Origin of the sequence: Brenneria sp. L4-2C (assembly GCF_040240335.1) — a bacterium.
GTDB lineage: Bacteria > Pseudomonadota > Gammaproteobacteria > Enterobacterales > Enterobacteriaceae > Brenneria.
This window is the reverse complement of record NZ_JBEIAC010000006.1, coordinates 218,665-243,967: the sequence shown is the minus strand read 5'-3', so window position 1 is coordinate 243,967 and position 25,303 is coordinate 218,665. Positions and strand designations below refer to the sequence as shown.

The window sequence follows — 25,303 nt, the reverse complement described above, 5'->3', positions numbered from 1 at the left end:
AGTGAACGATGACCGCAACACACCGCCTGCTTTCTGCTGTCACAGTACAAAAAGCAAAACCCGCCGCTAAAGATTATGAACTGCCTGATGGTCATGGTCTGACACTTTCCATCAGGACTACGGGCAAGAAAATCTGGCGTTTTCGTTACCAGCGACCAAATTCCTCAACGCGTACCAATATCACGCTGGGCCATTATCCCTCCATGACGCTGGCGGCCGCGCGTACCCTTCATGATGAATATATCTCGCTTTTGATCAAAGGTATCGACCCCAAAAAACAGGAACAGGACGAGGCTGAGCAGGAAAAAAGAGCCAAAGACAGCCTGTTCGTTAATGTGGCAACGAGGTGGTTTGCCATTAAAAAAAACAGCGGTATTTCCGAGGTTCATGCCGGCGATATTTGGCGTTCACTGGAGCGTGACGTTTTTCCGGTAATTGGACAGATAGCTGTGGCTGACTTGAAAGCGCACACACTGATCGCCGCGCTTGAACCGGTACGGGTACGTGGTGCGCTGGAAACCCTGCGCCGTCTGACGCAGCGTATCAATGAAATCATGGTATTCGCGGTCAATTCCGGGCTTCTTGATGCCAACCCGGCATCCACGATTGGTAAGGTGTTTGAGAAGCCGAAGAAACAGCATATGGCAACCATTCGTCCCGAACGTTTGCCGGAACTAATGCAGCGCATTGAAACGACCAATCTGGGCCTGATGACGCGCTATCTGCTGAAATGGCAACTTTTGACATTGGTTCGTCCCGGCGAGGCGGCCGGGGCTATGTGGCGTGAAATCGACATGGAAAAAAAACTCTGGACCATTCCGCCAGAGCGTATGAAGAAGCGCCGTGAACATCAAGTACCGCTGTCACCGCAAGCGATGGTGCTACTAGAGCGGCTTAAACCGTTTAGCGGGCACTCGGCATTCGTTTTTCCCGGCAGAGGGAAGCGTAGCAAGCCGATGAACAGTGAAACGGTCAATAAGGCTTTACATCGCATGGGACTGGGGGGAGAACTGGTATCGCACGGTTTTCGGGCCTTGGGCAGTACGGCCATGAATGAAGCCGGATTTTCACCGGATGTGATTGAAGCTGTGTTGGCGCATGTCGATACCAATCAGACGCGGGCCGCTTATAACCGCTCCACATATCTCTCGCAGCGTGTTGAGGTTATGGAGTGGTGGGGGCGAAAAGTTAATGAATCGGCACGCGCAGTAATGCTGTAGCAGAATTTATCCAGTGAGGGCGATCCGCTGTGGAAAACGGATCGTCTTTTTCATTTTTGGAGCCTGTCCACGATTCTGTTTAATCGCCATCTCATTTAAAGGTGATCGCTCGCACGATCACCGAACTCGATAATAAAGCGGCTCATGGCCAACCGCCAGTCCCTCAGCGGCATTGTCCATTTCTTTGACGCCGTCTCTATCGCCAGCCATATCACCTTCTTTACCGAGTCGTCTGATGGGAACACCTTACGTTTTTTAATCGCATGCCGGATTACGCTATTCAGCGACTCAATAGCGTTGGTGGTGTAAATCGCCTTGCGGATATCAGACGGATAACCGTACAGCGTTGACAGGTCAGCGCCGCCGTTCCGAACTTGAAATATCTGACAGGACAGTATCCACAAAATATCCAGTAGTTAATGGCGGCTAATATCTCAGAGCAGCTATGAGCTAATATAGCTAATACATATGGGCCATTAATCCTGGCTATTACTTATTTTCTCTTTTAAAATTTTTATGTCATTACAATATTTTTTACCTCCCCATACTCTTTTTCTGCCCACAATAAGCATGACCATTGGTTCAGTTACTTTTAGCCCGGTCAGCCAAGATTTTATGTCTGTATACGATGGTTGCGGAAAATCTTCGGGATGTGTATGCCATTCGCCCAAATAAACAAGGAAGCCGTCTGATTGTTGAAATAATTCGTCAATTTTTTGCTGATGGTGAACACCTTTTCTATCTACCTGATTACGTGACCTGATATCACCAGAACCGGGCTCCGAAATGTTAGTGATGACAATGTGTTGCCCCCGGCGTTCTCCTATCAGGGTCCCTCCAGCCTCGGTACTAGCATAATGCATTTGACGATATGAATTGAGCCGTTGCACGACCTCACTCATGATAACGACATGATTGTTAAAATCATCGATGAATACCAATTCATTTATGTTCATTACATATAGGGCAGTTAGGCTGGCGTGGCAAAAATTGAGGTTTGAGCGAACGTCCACCCTCAAGCATATGTTCACTATAAGTCCACTTCAGCTCGGGTTCGAGAATACTCAACACCGCCAGTTGAGCTAAAGATGCAGTTATACTACTCACCGCCGCATCATAAGGTGTGTAAGTGCTACCACAGCTTTTGCTTTTTTCACTTGATATATCGAGATTGTAAAATCGTGAATCGATCTCGTTGCGGTATTTTGCGGGATTAGAAACCATACACACATAGCAGCTTCGACCGTCATCGATTAAAACTTTTGATGCTCGTCCGTTACCATCATTAAATGCGTGAATAACTATTGGTCTTTGCTCTGGGGGAATCTCTCTTACTATCGCAGCCATACGCTTGGATACCGGAGGACGGCCTGTTGCATCAATAATAATGTCGTATTTCTGCATTACATCAGTACTGATAGTGAATTGTTTTATAAATCCGACAACCTTCGTCTGTAAATGCACGGAGTCCTGGAGTCTTGTTGCAAGTGAAAGGGATTTGGGCCACCCAAAATCATGTGACGATAAGGGATGGCGACCAAAATTACTTGGTTTATATAAATCATCATCATAGAGGTGCAGGAAACCTTTACCGCATCCAGCCCCGTTCCGGAGTAATAATTCCGCAAGATACCCACCAATTGTTCCACAGCCGACCAGAGCTATACACTTTTCTGATAGATTTGCTGCCCCTTCTCGCCGGGAATTTCGGCTAAGTAATGTCGCAATATCCGCACGAATAACCTCCAGTCTTTGATACGCTGTACAAACGCTTTTGCCACCCAACATTGTAGCTAATTTGGCGGTTGAGTTTTTGGCTGATCTCTTATGTCTCCTGAAATCAATAGACTTTGTGTTGAACTCAACATAAATAGCAAAGATATCCTGGTTGAAAATATCAAAGAGAAAAATGTACCTTTTCTTGCCTTCCGCTTTGATGTGTTCAATGACTCTATCTCTGGCATTGCGATCCGCCTTTTCAAGCCAATCCAATAAGTCCCGAAATGAAGCCGGTGGCCATTTCATCCCGGCAAGGCGGCAGGGGTTTACAGAAATGTAGTGCGTATTGATAAGGTATTCTTTTAACGAGCTCAGGTGGAGATACCTTTGCTTAAGCCATTTTGTAATAACACTTTCCGAGTCCTCCGGTGACGATTCCTCAACCGTTATATACTCCAGTCTGGGGGTACCATCAGGCGTTAATGATTTCGACAAACGAGTTTTAAGTTTTGTCTCCCGGCTTGCGTTTGACAGAATAAACAGGCTCTCACTGGGTCGCCAGTATGTGGTAAATTCGCCTTCCAGTTCTCTCTTATCATTCTGCCCTTCTATAGCTGCTAATACCGAGTTAACTAGAGTTCTGTGTATCTGTGTATCAACTTCTCTATATGTTCCTTCTAGGTCGTTGGAATCCCAGTCCGCCTCCATTTGTTCTACATAACATAGGATCCCTTCAAGACTGACATGGGGCATAAGACGGTCTCTGAATTGCTCAGGGAGTTCAAAAATGCAAGCTATCGGTAGTTCAGTAAATGGGTCAGAGTGGATCACAAGAGCAATATTAAAGTTACCTGCGATAGTCTCGTATTCTTTCGTATAAAAGCCTTTCCGACGATCCTGGCTGTGCAGAATAGCCTTCTCAGGCAGATTGCGAGCACGTGTATAGCGATACCCGCAACCTGTCATCACTTTATGAAGTAGCCCTTCCTCCATCAGCCACTTACCATCGTTTTGTTGATTTTCACGGGTGCAGGCTCTTTAGATGGCAAATTGTGAAATGCCGGAGCCGCAGCAATTGATGTGATTAACGAAGCATTAGTTACTCGTTTCCCAAATGCTTCATTCATTTTATGTAGCGCATCTTCTCTGCTGCCTGAGCTCTCAGCATCAAGTAAAATACCCTGTAAGCTTCTCATAGTTTCAACGATGGTTCTCTGGTGTACATTATGATCGCATTCAGCCGGGAACAGTAACTTGTCATCAGTATCGTCGGGACTTTCCAGACCACTACAGAATTCATCAGGCAGTAGTCTGGCAACGAGTTTCATCGTCTCGGTGAGGTCGGAACCATTATGATCCTCTCTGTCGAGGATGTTTACCACGGCAGTCATCAGACTGATTGATGAAGGGCCTCCAACTTCCCATTGAGCATCTCTCCAGGCTTTCATAAAGCGGCAAATTGAACGAAGGTGCCCTCCGATGCGCTTGCAACTGTCGTTAAACCAGTCTTCAACAATTTTTGGGTCGCTTATCGACCACCTTTTTACCCCATCACGTAGTGCTAAATTGACTTTGTCGGACTCAACGACATATGCCTCGCGCAAATCCCTATTCATAGCTACAGACTCAAACATCGAATTTGCCTTTATGACGTGTGCAGAATCTGCTGCGGTTTGTTTGGTCTGAAATTGCTCTTTCGGGATCGCATACATAGGCACATCAATGTGTGTTTTCTCATGAGGAATTTTAATGCGGCCACATGTATTCTTTTCTTCAAATCTCCATCCATCGTTTTCAGCTTCTAACGATTTCAGTGAAGTATCTACGAGTAGAAGTAGCAGAGTGTGGCCAATGCTAGGTTCGGATTCAAATACGGTCATGGGCATATAGGTACCATCATCTATATCCATTTCCTGCCCCGGATGAAAAGGCCTGTTTAACGTATCGTACTGAAAGCTTCCCTGAGTCCAGAAACGAGGCTGAAATTTGATGAAATCATCTCGTGCTTCATCTTCCATTTCAAAAATGAGCCGTGCAAGATCAGCACGGTCTGAGGGCGAGAGGTAGCGAACATTCGTTTGCTCCAGTTTTAACCTGACGCTCTCAAGTGTCAATGTTTGCCTTCTGACGTCAGTAGCGACTTCCCGGGCTTCCTTAAATACATCTCTCGTTCTCTCACGGACTTTCTGGCGAAGCGCTTTCAGTTTATCGGATTCAGTCTTTCCCAGTTTGAGTTTACTGATTAAGCCATCCACATTGTGGCTGTAGTAATTGTTAAAATCCCAACGCATCAGAGTATCTCCTGCGCGATTGTGCGCCTAAAGGGTTTTGCAGGTGTAGTGAAAAAGTTCTTAAGCTTCTGATTCTGAGCGAACTGCACATTAGCGAGTTGTGTTCCCCTTGCGCTTAGATTTTCCAGGGAACTCTTCGTGGCATTATCCAGAGTGATATCACTGGCTGCTTCATTGGGGATAACTTCATCCAAGTAGATATAGTTATCGAACGCGTCATGGAGAGTAAGCTCACGCAGGAGCATATTTTTATGAAGATGCTGGTTAGCCGTCATGGTTGTAAGCACCAGTCGTTTACCCACTCCCCACAGGTGGCAGTATCCACTCCACCATTTTTTGCTCAGAAGCCTTGGACTAAGTGAGTATTCTTCACCGACAGTACCGATATTGAGTATGTGTATGTCTTTGTGGGCTACATTAAAGTCAGACTTCATATCCCTGAACACTTCCAGAAGTCCTATGTAACTAGGGTTGTTAGCAACCAAACCCCCATCAGCAAAATACGCGCGGAGATCTTTGCAATAGTGCGGGGCAAAGTACGTTGGTGCGGCGGAGGTTGCGAGCGCGGCATCAATCAATTTTAGCGGCCCGTCGCGGGTGAAATCAGGGTTATGTGGTGTCTTGAAAAACTGCGGCTTTCCTGTTGAAAGGTTTACTGCCGGAACCATCACTCGCCGGGTCAGGTCATTAAAGGTGGTTTCAGCTCCTATCATTTCTTCAACGGTTTCCCGGAGGGGCAAGCTACTGTAAATAGGAGCAACAAGTGACTTAACCAGGTTGGTCAGCCACCATCTGGTTGGAAAAATGTCATTCGCTTTAACGAAGAAGGCTCGTTCCAGATCGCGAGCACTCTTGCCTGTAGCAAGCCCGAGAGCCAATATACCGCCTATTGATGTTCCAGTAATGAGATCAAAATAGTCACCAATTTTGATGTCTTGGCTAGGGTGTTTACTGGCAAGTATCCTCTCAATCTCTGCAAGGACACTGATAGTAAACATCCCCCTAGCCCCACCACCATTCAGACTAAGTATCCGAACGTTGTAATTATTCACTGCACTTACGTCAGACATCGCTAACTCCCTCTCGGAAAGATAGCTTATAAATGTGTCTGTTTTTTTCCTTTTCAATGTACAAATAACCAGTGCTTTAAAAATAAGTCAATAACTCTAATTTTTAGCATGAAGGTAAATTATACTTCTGGATTAACATGGGTAAGTAAAATAAATTCGCAGTTTAATCTCCGCGTAAGGTATATCGTGGGGAACGCTCTGGGCGGGTCGTATGTATTCCTTTATGTCCCTTAACCATACCCGACTGTCTGATAATAGCGCTATATGGTTAAAGTCATCTACCGCTTTGAATGTCCGTAACAACCGACAAATAAGGATTATCCTCTGGCACAGCTTCATCAAATATATCTTCCGGCCTGTTTAGCAGATACCCCTTCACCCGACGCGTTTTACGCGGACCTTTCACTTCGCAAACGAAAATGTTGATGCCATCGTTGCCGCGCTGGTGGAGTTTCAGTTTCTGGAATGCTTTCTGCACCTGTTTCCATTCATCGCCGGTTGCGCCGGTAGTGGTTTTGACGTACAGCTTAAAGATTTCCGGTGAGACCAGAAACGCTTTGCCTTCGACCATATGGATCCTTGCCAGCGTGTCGTTTACCGCAATTTTATAGGTTCGTATGCCTTCCCTGAGCCAGTCGATAAAACCGGTATCCGTAACCTGAGCGGTTTCGGGTACGGCAACGGGACGTGGCGTCTCTGGTTGCCGACTGACGTTTTCCCTGCCGCCTGTCTCTGCTTCTACCTGTCCGGGCTGAACTTTCGGTAATTCATCAACTATATCTGTCGATGCGGGCAGGATGTGTTTATCGATTTCCTGTTCCGGTGGTGCAAACAGAGAAAAAGCCAACTCACTGAGTTCGTTTTCAGGTGCAGTAATGTCGGGAGCGGTTTGGCTGTCAGCTTTTCCTCTTTCAGTGGCTATGGTCGTCGCCGTACTACCTGGTATCACTTTTCCGGAAAACGGCGTGGGTCGATCTTCTGAGTTCGGCCAGATCCGTGATGGCGCTAGGCGCAACAATGTTAGTGGGCGGCCCGGCGTCCAGCCGCTGTCAGCGGTGACGGTGCATGACCAGACCGCCTTACCGTCCTGCGTGGGAACAATCAGCCCATGCGCCTGCATTTCATCAAATAGCCGGACATTGCTTTCAGGTACGCTGGTTACGCCCTGTTGCAACAACCACGCCCGCGCTCTGTCGGCGGTGGTTTTGCTGATCAGCCAAAGCGCGTCGTCCGTTAGCCAGCCATCGGAGCCTGAACTTGGGTTACTTAGCTTGAATTCCGCTCTCACCAGTTCCCGCAGGGCAGAGAGGAGTTGTTCCGGCAGCGAGGATGCCGGGCGGGTCAGCGTCTGGCTGGCATTGCCCCCCATAAACTGTGCCACTGATGCGCGATCCGCTTCCTGTACCAGTTCACCCAGTACACCCGCGTTGTCATAATGGCCGCTGATACAATACAGGAAGGATTCGTTGAGTTCCCGGTACTGCGCCAGCCAGTTGAGCGCCGAAACCGGCAGGATCTGTAGGGCCAGCAGGCTTCCGATCGCCGGGTGGAGCCGGTGATCGCGGTTTTTTTGGTATCTCAGGCGATAGGGTTGCGCCAGCGGCCCCATCCACGGCAACCAGCGCTGGTTATCGTCGGTCATGACTTCAATATCCGTTACTATTTTTCCGATATCATGCAGCAGAGCGGCATAAAGTATCCCCGCTGTCCAGGCTTCGGCTTCTCGGGCCTGATCTTCCGGCGCCGCGCCAACGGGAAGGAGATGGCGCTGGCGCAGCTTTGCCGCAAATGCCATGACCTCCAGCGTGTGATCCAGCAACCCTCCCGGATGCGAGTGATGATGATATTCGGAGGCCGGGAACTGTTGTACCAGTTCGGAAAAACGTGCAATCGGGCGTTGATACAGTTCCTTGAATAATGCGACGGGTAACGATGTTCTCTGCCAGATGATTTTCATCAGTTGTCGGCGCAATGGGGTGACGAGCAGCGCTTCTGCTTTCTGCGGATATAGCCAGCCGGTAGTGATTTCCTGATAGACAGGGGCTGTTGCCGGTTCGGGTATTGACTTTTTGCTGGTGAGCCATTTCAGTTTTGCATGAATGCCGGTTTTCATGATGGTGACCTGTCATGATGTTATTTGTTCATCTGGCGGTAAAACTGGTAGCACTCCAGTAAAAATGCCGTGATGGTTTTTCCCTGCTCGGCGGCAAACGCCTTGATTTCCCGGTGCATCAGGGGATCGATGCGGATCTGAATGGGTTTTGTATTGTCGGTCTGGTGCTCGGTGCTCGTTACCTCCAGTGGACGGGGTGCAAGGGGCGTCAACTTGAGTACGGATTTTTTTGCCATATCGGAAGTCCTGAATGCCGAAAGAGCCTGAAATCATGAATGCCGATTTTTCTTCTTTCCTGTTTTCAGGCAGGAAGAAATTAAGGCTGGGGACGGGCTGCACGACCACAAATTTCGTGGATCACGTTTTTTGCGCGTCGGTTCAACGTTTTCCACGGCGTTTCTGTGATGGACAGTCCAGCATCCAGTGCAATGCTGTAACCCGGTTTAAACGTGAGGAACGTGTGCGCGCAGGCAAACTGCCAGGCGGTGATGGTCTGACAGGCGGAACGGCCTTCGGCCTGGCTGGGCGCTTTGCTGACCACATAAAACAACCGGTTGTGGGGAATGCCTCTGTGCACCAGTTCATGGCCCAACAGCAGTGAGGGTTCCAGGTCATCCAGCGAGGTGCCGGTGGCGATCACGACGAGGTTTGACTGACGGGCGATATCGAGAGAGGAGATATCGACAAATGGACGGGTATCGATGATAAGGCACTGATAACTGTTTGCGACTTTTAGCGCCACGTCGTGACGGCGATAAACGCCGGTTTCCACTGCGGGAGAAATACCGGCGTTGTCGCGGCGCTCCGCCCATTTGGCGGACGTTTGCTGCTGGCTGTCCAGATCGGCGAGATGTACTTTTTTGCCTGAGTGAATGAGTTCAACGGCAGTGGCGCGGGCGAGCGTTGAACGGCTGACGCCACCTTTCTGGCTGATAAAGCTGATGATCATAAGATCTCCTGAATTCATGAAATACTGAAAAGCCAAAAGAATGAATGCAAGAGAAACTCTGACGGAAAATCACTAATTGGTCGGTAATTAATTAAAAACAGATCCAGCATGTTTTATTAAAGACTGAATGCATGAAAACAGGATTTCCTGTTCAGGGAAATAGCCTTTTGCCTCTGGCCCTTTCGGTAAAGCCTGTTACCCTTAAAAACCTTTATCCCTTGCCGTTGGCCCTTTCCCTTTTTAGTTCGTCAAAGATAATAACAAAATCCATTTTTCATGAATGCATAATTAAAAAGCACCCTCCATTGAAGGGTGCTTTCAGATTATATTTCACCATGTTGGGAAAAGGCATAATACGCATCGCCGGGCGTGATAATAATATGGTCCAGAATGTTAATGTCGAAGAGGGAAAGGCACTGCACCATATTACGGGTGAGCACCCTGTCCGCCTGGCTGGGAAGTGCATTACCCGAAGGGTGATTATGCGCCAGAATCAGGCTTCTGGAATTATGAATGAGCGCCTTGCGGGCAATAATTCGCGGATGAACTTCCACAGACGCCAGACTGCCGCTGAAGACTTTCTCTGCGGCAATTAACCTGTTCTGAGAGTTAAGAAACAGCACCATAAAATGTTCCCGGTCATGGTCGCACAGTTGTAAACGCAGATAATCAACCGCCATCTGGTTGTCGGTAAAAACCGGCGTATTCTCAGATGCACCGATAAATTGTTTTTCGATTGCCTGGATAGCTCGGGCAATCAGCATTTTGTCCGTAGGCGAAAAAAGGCCATATTGGATTAATTCAGACATATTGGTTCTCCGATATCAGAATAATGTGAAGGGCATGCACCAGCGCGTAAGGCGTCGCTCGTTTTCAGGTGTATGAGCATTCGGGGGCGTGAACGGCGTTCACCGGGTGCTGCGACAGCAGCGACTTGCCGGGGGAATGGTGGATTACGGAGTGGCGTGGATATACGGAAAACTGGATATCTGAAATGATGTTTTTTAACGGGTTACTGTGATGGAGAAGGGGGCTCGGGTATTAGGACTCACTCGCGCCATCTGCAAAATGGCCTGGTCGCCGCTATTCATACTTCCCGGCAGATGGTTCTTCTCTGGTTTTATGTAAGCAAAAAGCCTGTTTTTTCGTTATAGGTGACGAAAAACAGGCTATGATTTTATTGAAATGAATGATGACCGGAAACGGCAATCTGGCGTTGACTACCCGTTAGTTGCATTCGCTTCAGCCAGTTCTTCTTTGATTTGCTTCTGGCAAGTGTTGTGTAGACATTCAATCCGTTCCTGCAAAATGAACAGCAGGATCTCACGAACACCCTCTCGTTCAATTCTCACAGCGGCATAAACCAGCGCCCGGCACTGATCGATCAGTTCGTCCAGTTCCAGTGGCGTATCATCGTACATAGTCCGCCTCCTGAGCCAACAGGCGAGCAGTAGCCTTTCGCAGAATGGGAAGAAGTTGTAAAAGGTACTGATATTTAAGACGAGCTTGGGTAGACTGGGCATCAGCCATAGCGTTACTCCTATAACGTTGTGGTCAGAGGCCCGGTTAGTGTTGGCGCACTGCCGGGCTTCGCTATTCACCATAAAGTATCTTGGTGTATATACACCATAGCGCTAGGTGCATATACACGTCAATATTTTTAAAAACTCTTTTCCTCTGTATAGTGTTCCTTCACCGACAAAGGAAAAACGGTATGCCTACAGGTTTTAAAAACAATCGTTCTACAACAAAGGGGGTTCGTTTCCCTCATGAACTTATCGACGAAATCAATACCAGCGTAGAGCAGGAAAAAACGGATAATCCTAACGCCAATTTCTCCGCCTGGGTACTGGATGCCTGCCACAGAAAACTGGATGCGATACGACGCAAGAACCAGCAAAAATGAACAAATATTGTGCGTTTTTTGTGCGAAGTGGTAAACTTTCATCATGCTGGCGGACACGGATAAGGGAATGAAATCATGAAAAACAGCCTCAAAAACTGGCTGCAAAGCGCACCGGATAACGAATGGACCAATGAAGATAAATGCCGGGAAGCCATGCAGCAAATGCAGCAGAGCCATGATCAATCGCCCGCGTCGGAGTCGCAGGATCAGGCTGTACCTGTCGGCGAATTGATTCTGGACTTTCTGGCGTTTGTGCCTGACACATTTGACGATGGAAAAAATCTGAATGGCTACCACGGTGATGGCCCCGAAGGGCCTGGTTATTATTGTAATGGTGTAAAATTGCCGGAATAGTTACTTTCGTATAGCGTTTTTTAGTACGCTCATGCTGGAACCACCGGCTTGCTGGCTATTATGTGTTCCCTGGCGTATTGCACCCTCTATGGCTCCTCCAAGCGCAATGCCCGCCCATCCCAGCGCCCCCATCCAGAAAGCCGGCAGTACCAGAAACATGGCACCCATCACGATATTGACGATGATGTCGTCGCTGCTGTTCTGGAATCCGTAATTCAGCGTATTCAGCGAAACGCTGCTATGGGTACTGCTGTCGTACATCGCAATCAGCAGCCAGCTATCGAGCCAGCGGGCGAGCTCCCACCAGAAGGTGACGAAGAACAGGGCGAACTGTACCGCCGTCAGTGTGATCACTGTTTTCAGCGCATAGGCGGAGAACAGAATGACCATGGGAAGGCAGATCACCAGCGCCATCTGTAGAATGGCCTGTACCATCGGTAGCGCCTGGCGCATGCTGTCGAATGCCGGAAACATCGCCAGACTGGACACGGCGGTACCCGTCAGACTGCTTAGTCTCGTTAGTGCTTGTGTGGTCGAGATCATTCCGGCATTGCCGCCATATCCGCCATAAACGGAGCCGCTTTGTGATGCCTGCATGTTTCGCTGACTGACCAGAGAACGCAGCACTGACGCTTCGTAAACGCTTTTCGGTTGCCCCAGCGCGTTGAGCTGCTGCCAGACGGTAGGCTGAATCAGCGCCAGCAGGCGATCTTTCAGGCCGATGCTACCGTCCTGCCACCACTGCTTGCAGGTGGGATAGCCGCCGGTGCCTGCATCAAATAATCCGGCGTCCCGGGTGCTGTCATACGGCCATTGGCTTCGCGGCGAACGTGCGTGATCGGTATCGTAGTAGCCGGACGTCGTCAGGAAGTGAGAAGAGCCGAGCCAGGCCACGTCATCGCTGATATCCAGCGCCAGACCGGCTTCTTGTCTTTTCAGGCGGGCTCGGGAAGGCGCATAACACTCCTCCACAAAATCCTGGAGCTCCTGCGCCAGCGTCGGGTCGCTGATGCGGCTATGCTGTACCTCGAAGCGGATCTGCCGCAGGTCGGGAGAGCAGGGGAGTGTGGAGACCGCGGCGTTAGTGACGCCCTTGGATACGGCATGAATAAAATACCACCATACCGGAACCGCCGCGGTTTGGCCGCCCAGTTCGTTGGTCAGCGAGGCGTAACCCGAATCAGAGGGTTGCACGACGGTGCGGCCACACTGCGAGATACGAGAGGCATCATAGCGGAGAGTGGACAGATGGACATCCAGCAGAGGGACGCAGGCAAACATGATGACCACCAGCGCGGTGTAGACCGTGTGCTCCATCCAGGCTAACGCCAGTCCTCCCTGATTTCCCTCGTCAGCCCCCTGACTGCGGGCTTTTAGCCAGATTTCAATGAGCTTCGCCAGCAGCGGGAAGGCGAACAGGCCGGTCGCGGTGATGACCGACCAGATGCCGTTATTGGCGAGCCACCCCAGCAGCGTGAGGAAGTATTCCAGATAGGTATTGGCCGTCATGCGTCATCTCCCCGGAGGTATACCAGATTGCTGTATTCTGCGGCAGCGACCAGCAGAAAAAACAGGAAGGCGGTACGCAGCGACAAGCGCTGGCAGGCGGGATAACGTTGTAGAAGTGTTCTGCGCAGCGACAGCCAGGAGGCGGCCAGACAGAGGTACAACGCCAGACGCCAGCAAAGCAGGCCGAAGCGTGCCTGATACAGCCAATGGCGCCAGTCAGATCCACTGCCGGTTAGCTGTATTCCCAGCCAGGTCGTCAGCGCGGCAACCAGTATCAGCGCCACAACATACAGCAGTATTTTACCGGTTCGGGAGAATGTCATCAGTGGCTCTCCTGTTCCGGGGTATTCAGTTTGTTGATGCGATTATCCATGTCATCATGCGTATCAATAGTCCGGCCCTGCGTCAGATTGCGATAGGACTGACGTTCCAGAATGACGCTGCTGGCGTTATCCGCCAGCGCACGGCGCATCTCCATTTCGAGGCGTAACTGGTTCAGTTCCTGCTCGAGTTGCAGGGCGGTTTGTCCCAGTTGTGACTGCGCTTCTTTTTCACTGGCGATATTGGGCTCGCGCATCCCGGCCAGCAGGGTGCGGCGGGCCATCAGCGCCTGTTCCATTACCCTGGCGAGCGCCATTTCTCCCGATAATCGCTGTACCAGCACCACGGCGTCGGGATCGTCTTTCAATGCCTCTATCACGCCGCGTGTGAGCAACAGCTTGCCGCCGCTGGCTTTGGACAGATTCTCGTGCGTGGGCCGAAGCGAACCGTTAACCAGTTCGGCCAGCACCTGCGCGATTTTCTCCTGCTCTTCTTCTATCAGCGGCGAAAGCCCCACGCCCGCCTGCGCGCCGGTTTTATTCTCGCTGTTGCCGGCGGCATCATTATCGGGAGCGACATTAATCGTCTGTTCACCGACAACGCGCGTTGTCCATGCGGCGACCTCTTCCGGTTTTTCCCAGACCTGACAAAGCTCGCCTTTGCACCAGGAGCCTGAGACACTGCTGGTATCCGTTACGTCACGCTGATTCAGGAGGTTGTAGCCCGCTTTGACGGTATCGCCGATAAGTTTGATGGGGCGTTGCCCAGCGCCGCCTCGTTTTTGCCCGCCCACCCAGGTTTTTCCTTTTTTAGCCGCTTCCCGACTGGCCTGCTGCTCCGCGCGTACCGCATCGGTTTCACTGGCGGCGACGGTCTGGTAATTTTCGGCCTTTGCACTTTGCGTCCATATCGAGCCGGAAGCAAAATCGGTCATTTTCTCCGCCATCCTGCGGCAACTGAGCATGGATTTATCAAAGTCGAGCCGCCCCTGTAGGATGCCGTTGGTAAGCAAATCATAAAGCTGAGGGTTCGCTCGCTGGATGATCATCGCAGGCAGACTGGCCACGGCCCCTGTGGCATTCTGGATAACCTGCCCCATCAGATCCTGAAACCCGCTTGTGACGCCGTTAAGCTGGTTTTTGACCGTAGTGCTGATATCAAAATTTCCGCACATCAGATCGGCATTCCAGCCCAGTTGCATATTCAGTAGCTGCGTGTTGCGGCGCGTCAGGGCGGGAGTGATCACTGACCCGCCGCCGATCTGGTAATAAAGGCTGTCCGCAATAGCGCCACGTTGTTCCAGACTATAGCTGTCGTCAGCTGCCAGCACGATGTCACCGAGGAAGCAGGACAATAGGGGGATCAGAGCGAACTTCAGTTTCATTGGATTCTCCTCCGGTACTGCCGAGAAATATCTGACCGCGACGTTTGCAGCAGGAATAAGGACGCCAGAGCGTCCAGGAGTAGTTGCCATCAATGGCAAGCCTGTCGGCGTAGGTGTCGTTGATGCTGCGGTCGGGAAAGGTGATGCACTGGTTGCTTGTTTGGGGAACGAGCATCTGCCAGCCGTGATTGTTGGAGCGGTTTTCCTGCACCGGGGACGGCGGCCAGTAACCGGGACGGGATGAGGCGGTCAGCGGCAGATAGACGTGCAACTGGCCGGTACGGGTGACGATATCCGCTGCGCGTTGCGCCATGACCGCCGCGGCTTTGTGATCGTGGGTTTGTCCCAACGCGCCGGCGCGGGGGTAGACGTTGCCCCATAAATCGCCGGTCTGTCCCACTTCACGCAGACCGGGAGTTAACGCTTCGGGATAAAGCATTTCCGGCACGGCGCCGCGCCAGGCCAGCGTATCGAGGGTACTGAGAAAGTAGGGCTGGAAGGGAACGACATCGCTGCTGCAACTGTAACCGAATGCGCCCAGAAAACGATTGAATACCTCGCCGCCGGGGTGGCCGATGGCGTCGGCGTTTTTGAAACGAATTTTGGTTTTGATGTTTTCCGGACGCGGGTTGGTGTCGCCGCCGCCTTCGGCACCAGTGACCGCAGTCCCCATAAAGGCCATCTCCCGCCACGGGTTATCGCCGGGTGTGGTGTACGTCGACACCACCAGCTCAGGCAGATTGTGTTTAACCTTGATAGAGACTTTTACGCTACAGCCCCAGGGCGTGCATAATAGCCAATAGCAAAGTCCCACTACCCGATATCGCAGGCAGTCCGGCGACAGTGAGGAAGCTACAATCTGCGGCGTGGTGATGGCGGCGGCGGGCAGCGTCACGGCCAGCAGGGCGTATGAGAGGGAACGGCGCAATTTCATGGTTGCCGCTCCCGCCAGGCTTCCAGCTTTTGCCGCGCAAGCCCGATATCCGTCGTGCCGTAGACAACGTATTTATCTTCAAACACCACTGCCGGAACTTTGGAGATGCCCAGAGACCATGCATCCATCAATGCCTGATAGGCGCGAGTTAACCGTGCCTCCTTCTCCTGCCAGTCTGGCTGTTGCATCCGCAGCAGCGCCTGCCGTTCAGCCTGTTCCGGGCTGGTGTACAGATTGGGGAACAGCGTCTGCTCCCGATTTTGTACATCTTCCAGTATTTGCACTACTGTGTCGGGTTGGGGGCTGATCACCGGCCACTTTCCCGTAGTGTAAATGATGGCCTGTGCGGCGGTAGATTGTGTAGCAAGCGTGATCAATAGCGTTAAAAAACAACGGAATGGCATTTTTGTTCCCCAGTCTGATGAATTAGATAGGAAAATTTAATCGGATTCAGATTGTGGGGCAGTAAACAACTAAATATAGAAATGAGAGAGATTTTTAGAGATATAACGTATCAATGATTTGTGTGGTGGATTATTTTACTGAATTGTAAGTAATTGTTGGGTTATATTTTAAGATAAAAAGTCCCTATCGGAGATATTAGCCTCGATATTTCTTCGAACAGGCTGCGCTGTTCTCCCTAAAAGGCTTCACTTTTTCGACCGAAGAGCCACTGACGGGCGTTTTTTAGTGCCTCTTCCAACTGCTGAATGTAGTCTGCCTGTTCCTGGTTTCGCTGCGTCTTTTGCTCAAGGCCTGCTAGTAATTTTAACGCCAGAGAGCGCAGTTCATCGGGGGGGGGAAGCCAGCAATGTATCTATATCCATGCGGCGATTTTATCAAAATAGTGTATTCTGATTGTCAATCATTTAACTCTGCCATATAAAAGGATGGTAAACCTTTATATTTTTATAGGTGGGATTTATGAACGAAGGACAACCGCTGACGGTCATACAAACACTGGTCGATAATGTAAAAAAAGCAGGCGTTGACGCCGCTTTTGGCGTTTCAGGCGGATTTATCGTCCCTTTGTGGGAAGCACTATCGGACTCATCCATCAAGGTTATCCATTGCAGGCATGAAAGCGGAGCCGCTTTTTCCGCCTCTGAGTACAGTTTATATAACAATATTCCCTCTGTCGTATTTTCCACGGCCGGACCAGGTATTACCAATGCTTTGACAGGATTGCGCGCGGCGAAGTTGGATGGCGCTAAAGTGATATTCATTTCTGCAACCACCATTGAGGAGCACAATGGTCAATGGGGATTGCAGCAAACAACCCGCCAAGATATCAACGACCTTGCAGGCGATGGTATCAGTGGTTTCTTTGACAGCATTGTCTTTGTCGACAGACAAGAAAAATTAGTGGAAGCAATAGCCGCCATCAATAATGTTGCGACATCTTATGGTCATGTTCTGGGCATTTTCATTCCGACGAATATTCAAAAAGAAATTTTAAAAGAAAATAATAAAATAAATAGCAAGCGAATCCTTCACACTTTAATTTCTTACAAAAAGGACAATGGCGCTGAGAATCAACAGCAAAAAATAGCGGATGCGCTTACAACAGGTGGAGCCATTATATGGAATGGATTCGGTTGCCTTCATTCCGCAGAAATATTAACCCGTCTTGCTGTTGTAACGAATACGCCAGTAATGTCGACCCCAAGAGGGAAGGGCATATTCCCCGAAAATCACGCGCTTTACATTGGCACCACCGGGTTAGGATCCAATGGCGAAAAACTTAGGGAAAAGCTAAGCGACTCATCATTGAAGACAGTTATTATATTGGGTTCGAAACTAGGGGAGCTCAGTTCCTCATATATTCAAAATCAGATGACCCATGCTAATATATATTATATTGGACTGAGAAATGAGGATATTAATAAGAACCTTCCCGCCAGCGCCGTGATTATTGAGGCGGAAATTTCTCATTTCCTGCATGGGGTATACGATAAAGTAAAAAAAAATGCCGATTATTATCATCCCCAGATGTTCTGCAGAGGACAGGAACCTGAGCAATGCGCTCCGATATCGGTTAAGGTTGGAGTCGTTCATCCACAGCAGGTAATGGCGATTATTCAAAAGGTAGCGATTGAAGAATATGACTGCTTGATCGCTGCGGAAGCAGGAAATACGTTTGTATGGGCAAACCGATATTTACATTTTCAAAAACCGAACCGCTATCGAATTTGTACCGCGCTGGGTGCCATGGGCCACTATGCTTGCGGGATCGTTGGCCTGAGTGCGTCAGGAAAGACGACCCTCGGTATTATCGGTGATGGTTCCATGCTGATGAATAATGAAATCAGTACGGCTGTCCGTTATCAATTACCGGCTATTTGGCTGATAATGAACGACGGTGAATACAACATGTGTCGACAAGGATTGAGCTTGTTAGGCAACCCGCCGCTGGACTGTGTTATTCCTCAAGTTGATTTTTCGTTGTTCGCCACCGCATTGGGCGCAGATGGCGTCAGGGTTGCACAGGCGGACGAGTTGGAAACCGCGCTGCGTGCGGCGATCATGAAAGGTGTTCCCGCTGTGATTGATGTGTTGATCGATAAAGACGCGCAACCGCCGTTACTTGATCGGATCAATACAATTAAATCACTCTAAATAGCTTCGCATAATAGCGCTACACTTGCAGGACATAACATCCCGCCAGTACGGGCCTCGCACGATTAGAGGTGGAGCATCAATTGACTTCTCCCATATCCTGACCCAGGATCAATTAGAGGATCTGTCTTTTTTGGTGACTTCGGATAAATTCTGCCGGAGTCAGATCATTTAATGAAGAATGTGTCCTGTCATGGTTATATTCTTCCCGCCAGCGATCGAGCTTTTCCTGCACATCTTCCATCGACAGGAACCAGTGGATATTTAGGCATTCATCCCTCAGGCTGCCATTAAACGATTCGATAAACGGATTATCCGTCGGCGTGCCGGGGCGTGAGAAGTGCATGGTGACCTTATTTTCATACGCCCATCTATCCAGCGCTTTTGAGATAAATTCGCTGCCATTGTCTGCCTGGATCCTTATCGGCACACGATTATGCATCAATCTCAGGCACTCCATCACCGCCACCACATCCTCGCCCTTGAGCGACTGGCCGGCATGGATCGCCAGGCATTCCCGACTAAAATTATCGACCACAGTTAATGCCCGAAACCGGCGCCCGTTAAACAGATTATCAGCAACGAAATCCATGCTCCCGCATTGATCCGGATTTGACAGCAACGGCCGTTCAACCCGGTGTGCCGCACTCACATGGCGACGGGGGCGATTACGCCGTAGATTCAGTCCTTCCTGGCAATAAATACGATGCGTTTTTTTATGATTAATGACCCAGCCTTCGCGCCTCAGCTGGATATGTATGCGCTGGCAGCCATAACGGATACGGGTTTCCGCTATTTCTCGGATGCGCATCGTTACCGCGCGATCGTCACGACACGAATGATAGTTATAAACCGTGCGACTTAGCATCGCCAGACGACAGGACCGCCTACTCGATATGCGTCTTGTAAAAATACGACTATTTCGCGCTTTTGAGCAGGCCTTAAAACTTTTTTTTTCAGCACCTCTTGCAGCATTTCCTTATCGAGACTGAGGTCGGCAACCAGCCGTTTTAGACGTTGATTTTCATCTTCAAGCTGACGCAGGCGACGCAGCTCCGTTACGCCCATTCCGCTAAATTTCTTTTTCCAATTATAAAAAGTGGCTTCAGAGATACCCATTTTTCGGCACACTTCACCCACACGAGTGCCCGTTTCAGCCTGCTTCAGGGCAAAAGCAATTTGCTCTTCAGTACAGCGGATCTTTTTCATGGCCGGATTGCCTCTTTTTTAAGGAAAAGAAGGGCAGAAAACTCCAGTTTAGCCTGGTCCTGTTTAATGGGAAGAGATCACAATGTGCGATAATGAAATGGACACCTCCCCACAATCGGCTTCAATGAGTCATGCTGTCAGTGTGTGCCAACAGCAAAATGGAAGAGGTGTCCAATGGAAAAAATTATCGGAATTGATCTGGCAAAGCGAGTTTTTCAATTACACATTGCCACTTTGCAAGGACAGATAAAAGCCAACAAAATGGTAACCCAGTGAAAAACTGATGGCTTTCATTGTTCAACAACCACCGTCAGGGATAGTCATGGAAGCCTGCGGTAGTGCAAATTACCGGGCTCGTCAGTTCAGAAAATACGGACATGATGTTAAACAAATCAGCCCCCGGTATGTTGTCTCGTTCAGAATGGGGAATAAAAACGATAAGAATGATGCCATTGCCATCGTTGAAGCTGATAGCCGTCCAGGGATGCGCTATGTACCGGGAAAAAGTCTGGAGCAGCAGGATATGTAATGCCTGCTCCGGGGTCGCCAGCGTCTGATGAAAAACAGAACTGCTCTCATCAATCAAATACGAGGGTCAGGGCTGGAATACGGTATCGCCATACCGGAAGAGCCACACAAAGTGGCATCATGCCTGCCCGATTATCGGGAAGACGCAGAAAATGAACTGACGGCAATGAGCCGGCAGTTATTTCATGAGTTGTTGCAGGAGCTCAGGTAATATCAGCGGTGATTAAAAGAACTCGATAAACGCCCTGAGCATATCGGGTCACTGAATGAGGATACAACCCGCTTACAAAGTTTACCGGGCATTGGTGTCTTGAGCGCATTCGCACTGACGATTGCACCGGGGGACCGTTCCGATTTTTAAAACGGCCGGCATTTTGCCAGCTATTTGGGACTGGTCCCGAAGGAGTACAGCCGTGGTGGAAAAGTTAAATTGTTGGGCATAACAAAACAGGGTGATGCTTACCTGCGTGGTCTTCTTATCTATGGCGCTCGCTCAGTGGTGTACCGAATCGGTAACCTTCCCGATGAACGTTGTAACGGCCTGCAACACTGGCTCAGGGGGATAATAGCCCGAAGTTGCGTGAACAAAACCGTTGTCGCTCAGGCAAACAAGAATGCCCGAATGGCCTGGGCAGTGGTCAATCAGCAAACTATTTATGTACAGACGTGATATAAATTTTTAAGTAAAGTCAAAGAGCTGATGTGATGACAGGTAGAACCGACTCTCTGTGAACCTGACAAATAATCTGGTTATAACAGACCATTGCGATAATGAGGCCAGAGAATACGGATGTTCATCAGGGCTCGTTGACGCCGAATATAGGTTTGTGACTACATTGTCAGAGAAAAGGAACGCCCACGCTTGCATTGGGTCTGTGTCCATATGAGTTATTTAGGCGTTAAATATCATGCCGACATTTCCCGGATATTATCCACCGCAAGCGTATATCCAGAGAAACGAATTGATATCAAGCGTCATGGTGAAACCGCGACTGAGTCCAGCAATAACGTTTATCCGTTTGATGTGGTGTCCGCCGTTTTCCGTCAATCGACCAAGGCGACGACACGATCCCCTGCGCCCGGCTGACATTCTGCCGCAATAGGAGACCATCCGTGGCTCACGACGACTTGCTGGCCATCGAGGCAAACCTCCAGGCGTTCGCTGCCTGGAATTTTCTCCTGAATGAAGGTTTCGACAGTTTGCGGTAAACTGATTTTCAGGCGCATGGCCTCACGATCCTCCTTGGGGTGATCGTCCAGATGTACCAATGGCACAAAAGTCGATGCCAACATCATCCAACGCGAGGGGATCTCAATGGGGTCAGGCGTATAGGGTGCCTTACGAAGCCAATCTTGCGCTCGCCCGCGTAAGTCCGCACCATCGGCAAGGTTTCCCCACGCCACAGCAAGCAACTCCATGACCCATTGGTTACAATTCTGATAGTCTAGGCCAAAGGCATAGGCGTTGGCGCTGTAGTTCGCAGCCAGCAACCGTAAGGCCAGCCGCTTGTCGAGTGCCGCTGAACGCAACTTCCGTGCGGCTACCGGAGGGATCTTGATGATCGAGATATAACCGAGAGATGCATTTTCGGTTCCCATAACGAACCCAGCCAGCCCTTGATCATAGATTCGTGGGCGTCCTTCATCGCAGGCGTAATAGAGCTGGCGAGCGGTCCAGCGACCATCCTCGCCACGCAGCGCCACAGCAGCATGTGAATAGCGGATATTAAAGCGTGACAGGTCAAGACCGGAGCGACTAATCAATACCGTATCCCCGTCGGTTGCGGCGAGTTCTTCGTTCACGACCGCAGCGAATCGCAGCAAGCGATCCTGCTGAACCGCGGAAAACTGCTGTGTGCGATCACAAAAGTCTGACCCCACTGAAGTCTGGGGAGACGATGTGACAGGACGTTTCGCGCACCCGGTGGCGAGCATGAGCACGGTTAGAATCCAAGCTACCTGGCAGCGCTTCCTCATCACTGGGTAACGGCGCGCGCGGCGAGATCGTCATGCCAGTTGTCAGCAAGTACCAGGTAAAAAGCTTCCTGCGTATCGCCACGAGCGAATTCGAGACCATAGACCCTCTGCTGCGCAAGTACGATGTCGCCGGCCTCCAGGTCTTGCGTGTCGAGAACCGCCTGGGGCAGATCTAGCACGAGATGCCGCTGAGCATTATTGCCTTGCATGGTGACACGGCGAAATCCGGTGCGGTCAGGCGCGTCAGCGACATCAATGATGCGGTAGTTGCCGCCCGCCGTCTTTTCATCATCCTTTGAGCTGTCGCTCGATCCACTTAACGAATCCGATACGCTCCCACTGGATGCCGAGCCGGCACTTGAGGCGGAGGATGCGGATGAAGCGAAGATTTCAGCCTGCGCGTGGAATGAAGCAGCGGTGATTGCCATGATACAGACAAGACGAAAAATCGTTAGAGACGCCATAGTGGCTCCTTAAGTAAAGCAAACATTGACTACGTTGCTCTTGCTAAGAAAAAGTGGCGGTTCAATGCCGACACCTTTCTTTATGCTTTATGACAACCCCGCAGCAACGACTATTCCGGCTTAAGATTTGTGTCGTGCGCCATGGGTTTGTGGTCGATACGGTCAGCCCCAGAGTCTGATGCTCGAGGACGATATTGACTGTATAACGATAGATTACTAATGACCGATCGTTCATTATCAATCTAATCTACTACCGAATGATCGGACAGTAAATACCCGAAGCGACAATATCAACACATCTATTGGCGACAGACTCGGGGCCAGAGACAAAGAGATCGTATGGCCACTCCGAGTGCGAAAGGAGCAGGCAGCCCGCCCCTAGCGAGCTGCACAAACCGGGGAAGGAGACAACGCGGAGAGTAACTATTCGCCAGGGCGTAATAATAAAGTCAACAGTTTGCGATGCGTTTCTTTGATTGCTTGCAGTTCGCTCTGTGCCTTCTCCTTACCCATTACCATCTGAGCCACGGCCGAATAGACAACGGGGGCCATCACAAGGTTGAAATTCTCGGTCAATGGACTGGACTTTACGACTCCGGCCGCCACGAACCCATCAATAAGCGCTTGACGCTCCCTGCGCCCCTGCATATTCCCCGCATCCCATTTTGCGAGCAGGTGCGGCACTCGATGCCCTTCGGTGATGAGAAGTCGGGCAATCGCAATTGTGTCGTCGGTTAACCCGCCGTAGGCAAAATCGACAAGGCGCTCGACCAGCTCGTCAGCGTTCTCCACATCCCGCAACAAGCTCCAGTTGCTTTCCGAGCGGCTCATCAATTGCTCAAGGAGCGTCTCGAATATATCGTCCTTGTTGGCGAAATGAACATAGACGTTGGCTTTGGATATGCCAGCCCGGCGAGCGATCCTGGCAATGCTGGCGGCGGTAAAGCCCAATGCACTGAACTCAATCAGCGCCGCTTCGAGGATCTGCTGGCGCCGAACCTCAAGGGGCAAACGTGTTCTTTTCTTTTTGGGAGCAACCTCGGCCAAGGAGGCTGATGGATTTTTTTTCTTCATGCTGCCGTGTCATGTAAGCGCCGGATCGCAAGATCTGTGCGAAGCACCTAAACATATCCGACGAAATTAACGGGGCCAGGAGGAAAGCATTTCCCTCGCTTTGGCGTCGTTCAAGGCTGTCAACATTGAAACGAATGCAACGTCGCGCGCCATTTATCGCAGACCACTGCATCACTGACGGCGAGAAATGCGACTAAACGGGTATTGGCTAGCCGCCTCGTGGCCAACAAGCTATGGGCGCAGCCCTGGTTCGTCAGAGTGTAAAGCACGGGGGCGTCCAACGCTCTCTTTTATTGACCGCTCTCGCATACCGGGCGTTTTAAACCATCAATGAATAGCTCCCCAGCCCGGGGCAACCTATGTTTCCTCTCATCACAAAAAATCAGCAACTGAAGTTGATGAAACTTGCTGAAAAAGTTCTACTGACCGATCGTTCATTATGGTATAAGGTTTCTCACCCCCTACAGCACCGCCTGTTGCGGGAAGAACATGGCAAGCAGATGTGTTTTCCCGCTCCCTGCTGCATAGCCGGGCCACGTTGCTGAATGGGGGCGCGTCAGGCGGCCAGACTGCTTGATGATAATTCCGGCTTGACCAACGCCTTCTTCACAACAGGAAAGGAATACACTTATGAATGCATGCCGCTTCATCCTGCTTACCCTGGTTGTGCTGGTTACCAGCGCTTGCGCCGGCGATAACGTGCAGCAGAAAGCCGTCGCTTCAAGTTCCCCTACGCCGATTGTCGTTGGTCGGGCCGATGAGTCTTCAACCCCCGACTTGAAAGCCACCCGCGCAATGGGGATAGCGGGTTCCGCTAGAACTGAGACGGCTGCGGCACCAGCCGCATCTCGGTCTGCGGGAGATGCGCCAGTCGCCCGGACGATGCCCCCCCTTATGTCGGCTAACGACACTATTCCGCCCGGCCCGAAAGGCTCCACGCGGGATCCGTGGGAGGGATTCAACCGTCGGATGCACAGTGTCAACAATGGCATCGACAGATACGTGACCCGTCCCCTAGCGATCACCTATGAGAAGATCACGCCAGAGTCGGTGCAATCAAGTGTGACGCGGTTCTTCAAGAACCTGAGCGAACCGACAACGGCGGTCAATCACACCTTGCAAGGCAGGCCGGGCCAGGGCGCCCAATCATTGGGGCGCTTTGTTGTCAACTCGACCATCGGGATCGGCGGCCTGTTCGATCCGGCGTCCCACATCGGCTTATCCAGGCAATCCAGTGAGGACTTTGGGCAAACGCTTGCCACATGGGGCTGGCGCGATTCCCGTTATCTCGTGATGCCTTTACTCGGCCCTCGTACCGTCCGCGACACCGTGAGCATGGTCGGCGACCAACCTCTGTCTCCCATCGGCTACGTGGAAAACAGCGGAGTGGTATACACGCTGCAAGTCATGAAACTGGTGGATGGGCGCGCGCGCGCGTTCCCCATGGACGAAGCCCGCAAGCAGGCGGAGGACGAATATGTGCTGGTGCGTGATGCCTGGATACAGCGACGCGATAGTCAGATAGCTCAGGATCCGTGATGAACGCCAGAGGGAGGGGTAAAAACAGCCACGGCGATCGGCATCTTTCGCCAGATTAATTAGTTACGAACATAACTCGCACCACATTTAACTGTTAGGCCTTATTCCAAAATATTGAGAGGG

The 25,303-nt window shown here is 50.6% G+C and carries 25 protein-coding genes and 2 pseudogenes; 8 read left to right on the top strand and 19 right to left on the bottom strand.

Translation table 11 applies throughout. The features are described 5' to 3' along the window. The first annotated feature begins 8 nt into the window (after positions 1-8). Positions 9-1,220 carry an integrase domain-containing protein gene (locus tag ABRZ26_RS12060; RefSeq protein ID WP_172291753.1) on the top strand — a complete coding sequence of 404 codons (1,212 nt, stop codon included), beginning with the start codon at positions 9-11 and terminating at the stop codon, positions 1,218-1,220. 95 nt (positions 1,221-1,315) lie between these two features. Here ABRZ26_RS12060 and ABRZ26_RS12055 read toward each other — a convergent pair. From ABRZ26_RS12055 to ABRZ26_RS12010, 10 genes and pseudogenes are all read right to left on the bottom strand, one after another. Then, positions 1,316-1,573 (bottom strand): annotated as a pseudogene (locus ABRZ26_RS12055) (transposase); the annotation flags it as partial. 123 nt (positions 1,574-1,696) lie between these two features. Then, a complete protein-coding gene (gene cap3, locus ABRZ26_RS12050; RefSeq protein WP_085690033.1) occupies positions 1,697-2,176 on the bottom strand; it encodes a CBASS system CD-NTase/cGAS isopeptidase Cap3 in 480 nt (159 codons plus the stop codon). Next, entirely contained in the window at positions 2,163-3,932 is a 1,770-nt protein-coding gene (locus tag ABRZ26_RS12045; RefSeq protein ID WP_085690035.1) for an E2/UBC family protein, read from the bottom strand. Before ABRZ26_RS12045 ends, cap3 begins: the two co-directional genes overlap by 14 nt. Then, positions 3,932-5,230, bottom strand: coding sequence for a CBASS cGAMP synthase (locus ABRZ26_RS12040; protein WP_085690037.1), 1,299 nt, complete (start codon positions 5,228-5,230; stop codon positions 3,932-3,934). The genes ABRZ26_RS12045 and ABRZ26_RS12040 overlap by 1 nt, the downstream gene beginning before the upstream one ends. After that, entirely contained in the window at positions 5,230-6,300 is a 1,071-nt protein-coding gene (locus ABRZ26_RS12035) for a CBASS cGAMP-activated phospholipase (protein ID WP_085690038.1), read from the bottom strand. Before ABRZ26_RS12035 ends, ABRZ26_RS12040 begins: the two co-directional genes overlap by 1 nt. Positions 6,301-6,574: 274 nt before the next feature. Next, the gene (gene mobH, locus ABRZ26_RS12030) at positions 6,575-8,413 is read right to left on the bottom strand and encodes a MobH family relaxase (RefSeq protein WP_319604378.1); all 1,839 of its coding nucleotides are present in this window, start codon (positions 8,411-8,413) and stop codon (positions 6,575-6,577) included. A gap of 20 nt (positions 8,414-8,433) precedes the next feature. Continuing rightward, positions 8,434-8,649 carry a hypothetical protein gene (locus ABRZ26_RS12025; RefSeq protein ID WP_121590240.1) on the bottom strand — a complete coding sequence of 72 codons (216 nt, stop codon included), beginning with the start codon at positions 8,647-8,649 and terminating at the stop codon, positions 8,434-8,436. 80 nt (positions 8,650-8,729) lie between these two features. Next, on the bottom strand, positions 8,730-9,362 hold the full coding sequence (locus tag ABRZ26_RS12020; RefSeq protein WP_199379562.1) for a ParA family protein: 633 nt from the start codon (positions 9,360-9,362) through the stop codon (positions 8,730-8,732). A gap of 323 nt (positions 9,363-9,685) precedes the next feature. After that, on the bottom strand, positions 9,686-10,171 hold the full coding sequence (locus ABRZ26_RS12015; protein WP_150437836.1) for a JAB domain-containing protein: 486 nt from the start codon (positions 10,169-10,171) through the stop codon (positions 9,686-9,688). 411 nt (positions 10,172-10,582) lie between these two features. Beyond that, a complete protein-coding gene (locus ABRZ26_RS12010; RefSeq protein WP_150437837.1) occupies positions 10,583-10,783 on the bottom strand; it encodes a hypothetical protein in 201 nt (66 codons plus the stop codon). A gap of 293 nt (positions 10,784-11,076) precedes the next feature. Here ABRZ26_RS12010 and ABRZ26_RS12005 point away from each other — a divergent pair, with 293 nt between their 5' ends. Then, positions 11,077-11,268, top strand: coding sequence for a YlcI/YnfO family protein (locus tag ABRZ26_RS12005; RefSeq protein ID WP_150437838.1), 192 nt, complete (start codon positions 11,077-11,079; stop codon positions 11,266-11,268). Between the two features lie 75 nt (positions 11,269-11,343). Continuing rightward, positions 11,344-11,622, top strand: coding sequence for a hypothetical protein (locus ABRZ26_RS12000; protein ID WP_150437839.1), 279 nt, complete (start codon positions 11,344-11,346; stop codon positions 11,620-11,622). Here ABRZ26_RS12000 and ABRZ26_RS11995 read toward each other — a convergent pair whose 3' ends face one another. Genes ABRZ26_RS11995 through ABRZ26_RS11975 form a run of 5 tightly spaced genes read right to left on the bottom strand, consistent with a single transcriptional unit; the run spans position 11,623 to position 16,174 of the window. Continuing rightward, complete coding sequence (locus tag ABRZ26_RS11995; RefSeq protein ID WP_172291750.1) at positions 11,623-13,131, bottom strand: conjugal transfer protein TraG N-terminal domain-containing protein; 1,509 nt, start codon at positions 13,129-13,131, stop codon at positions 11,623-11,625. Continuing rightward, on the bottom strand, positions 13,128-13,454 hold the full coding sequence (locus ABRZ26_RS11990; RefSeq protein WP_112092790.1) for a hypothetical protein: 327 nt from the start codon (positions 13,452-13,454) through the stop codon (positions 13,128-13,130). Before ABRZ26_RS11990 ends, ABRZ26_RS11995 begins: the two co-directional genes overlap by 4 nt. Then, the gene (locus ABRZ26_RS11985; RefSeq protein WP_150437842.1) at positions 13,454-14,836 is read right to left on the bottom strand and encodes an integrating conjugative element protein; all 1,383 of its coding nucleotides are present in this window, start codon (positions 14,834-14,836) and stop codon (positions 13,454-13,456) included. The genes ABRZ26_RS11990 and ABRZ26_RS11985 overlap by 1 nt, the downstream gene beginning before the upstream one ends. Next, positions 14,787-15,770, bottom strand: coding sequence for a TIGR03756 family integrating conjugative element protein (locus ABRZ26_RS11980; protein ID WP_150437843.1), 984 nt, complete (start codon positions 15,768-15,770; stop codon positions 14,787-14,789). Before ABRZ26_RS11980 ends, ABRZ26_RS11985 begins: the two co-directional genes overlap by 50 nt. Continuing rightward, positions 15,767-16,174, bottom strand: coding sequence for a TIGR03757 family integrating conjugative element protein (locus ABRZ26_RS11975; protein WP_112092787.1), 408 nt, complete (start codon positions 16,172-16,174; stop codon positions 15,767-15,769). The genes ABRZ26_RS11980 and ABRZ26_RS11975 overlap by 4 nt, the downstream gene beginning before the upstream one ends. 520 nt (positions 16,175-16,694) lie before the next feature. Between ABRZ26_RS11975 and ABRZ26_RS11970 the strand changes: the two genes are divergently transcribed. Next, positions 16,695-18,389: a thiamine pyrophosphate-binding protein gene (locus ABRZ26_RS11970; protein ID WP_319604377.1), complete on the top strand. Its 1,695-nt coding sequence runs from the start codon at positions 16,695-16,697 to the stop codon at positions 18,387-18,389. A 115-nt stretch (positions 18,390-18,504) separates the two neighbouring features. Here ABRZ26_RS11970 and ABRZ26_RS11965 read toward each other — a convergent pair. After that, positions 18,505-19,598: pseudogene (locus tag ABRZ26_RS11965) on the bottom strand (IS3 family transposase). Positions 19,599-19,881: 283 nt separating this feature from the next. On the opposite strand from ABRZ26_RS11965, the gene ABRZ26_RS11960 reads away from it, so the two are divergent. The 3 genes from ABRZ26_RS11960 (at position 19,882) to ABRZ26_RS11950 (ending at position 20,796) form a co-directional block, all read left to right on the top strand. Further along, complete coding sequence (locus ABRZ26_RS11960; protein WP_223881708.1) at positions 19,882-20,127, top strand: hypothetical protein; 246 nt, start codon at positions 19,882-19,884, stop codon at positions 20,125-20,127. Between the two features lie 27 nt (positions 20,128-20,154). Continuing rightward, positions 20,155-20,337, top strand: a complete 183-nt coding sequence (locus ABRZ26_RS11955; RefSeq protein ID WP_223881709.1) for a hypothetical protein — start codon at positions 20,155-20,157, stop codon at positions 20,335-20,337. A gap of 174 nt (positions 20,338-20,511) precedes the next feature. After that, the gene (locus tag ABRZ26_RS11950) at positions 20,512-20,796 is read left to right on the top strand and encodes a transposase (RefSeq protein WP_223881710.1); all 285 of its coding nucleotides are present in this window, start codon (positions 20,512-20,514) and stop codon (positions 20,794-20,796) included. Between the two features lie 374 nt (positions 20,797-21,170). Here ABRZ26_RS11950 and ABRZ26_RS11945 read toward each other — a convergent pair whose 3' ends face one another. From ABRZ26_RS11945 to ABRZ26_RS11935, 3 genes are all read right to left on the bottom strand, one after another. Continuing rightward, positions 21,171-21,950, bottom strand: a complete 780-nt coding sequence (locus tag ABRZ26_RS11945; RefSeq protein WP_220087931.1) for a DUF2145 domain-containing protein — start codon at positions 21,948-21,950, stop codon at positions 21,171-21,173. A gap of 152 nt (positions 21,951-22,102) precedes the next feature. Then, positions 22,103-22,567, bottom strand: a complete 465-nt coding sequence (locus ABRZ26_RS11940) for a hypothetical protein (RefSeq protein WP_112092784.1) — start codon at positions 22,565-22,567, stop codon at positions 22,103-22,105. Positions 22,568-22,990: 423 nt separating this feature from the next. Continuing rightward, the gene (locus ABRZ26_RS11935) at positions 22,991-23,641 is read right to left on the bottom strand and encodes a TetR/AcrR family transcriptional regulator (protein WP_112092783.1); all 651 of its coding nucleotides are present in this window, start codon (positions 23,639-23,641) and stop codon (positions 22,991-22,993) included. 630 nt (positions 23,642-24,271) lie between these two features. Between ABRZ26_RS11935 and ABRZ26_RS11930 the strand changes: the two genes are divergently transcribed. Then, entirely contained in the window at positions 24,272-25,180 is a 909-nt protein-coding gene (locus tag ABRZ26_RS11930; RefSeq protein WP_112103634.1) for an MlaA family lipoprotein, read from the top strand. The last annotated feature ends 123 nt before the right edge of the window (positions 25,181-25,303 follow it).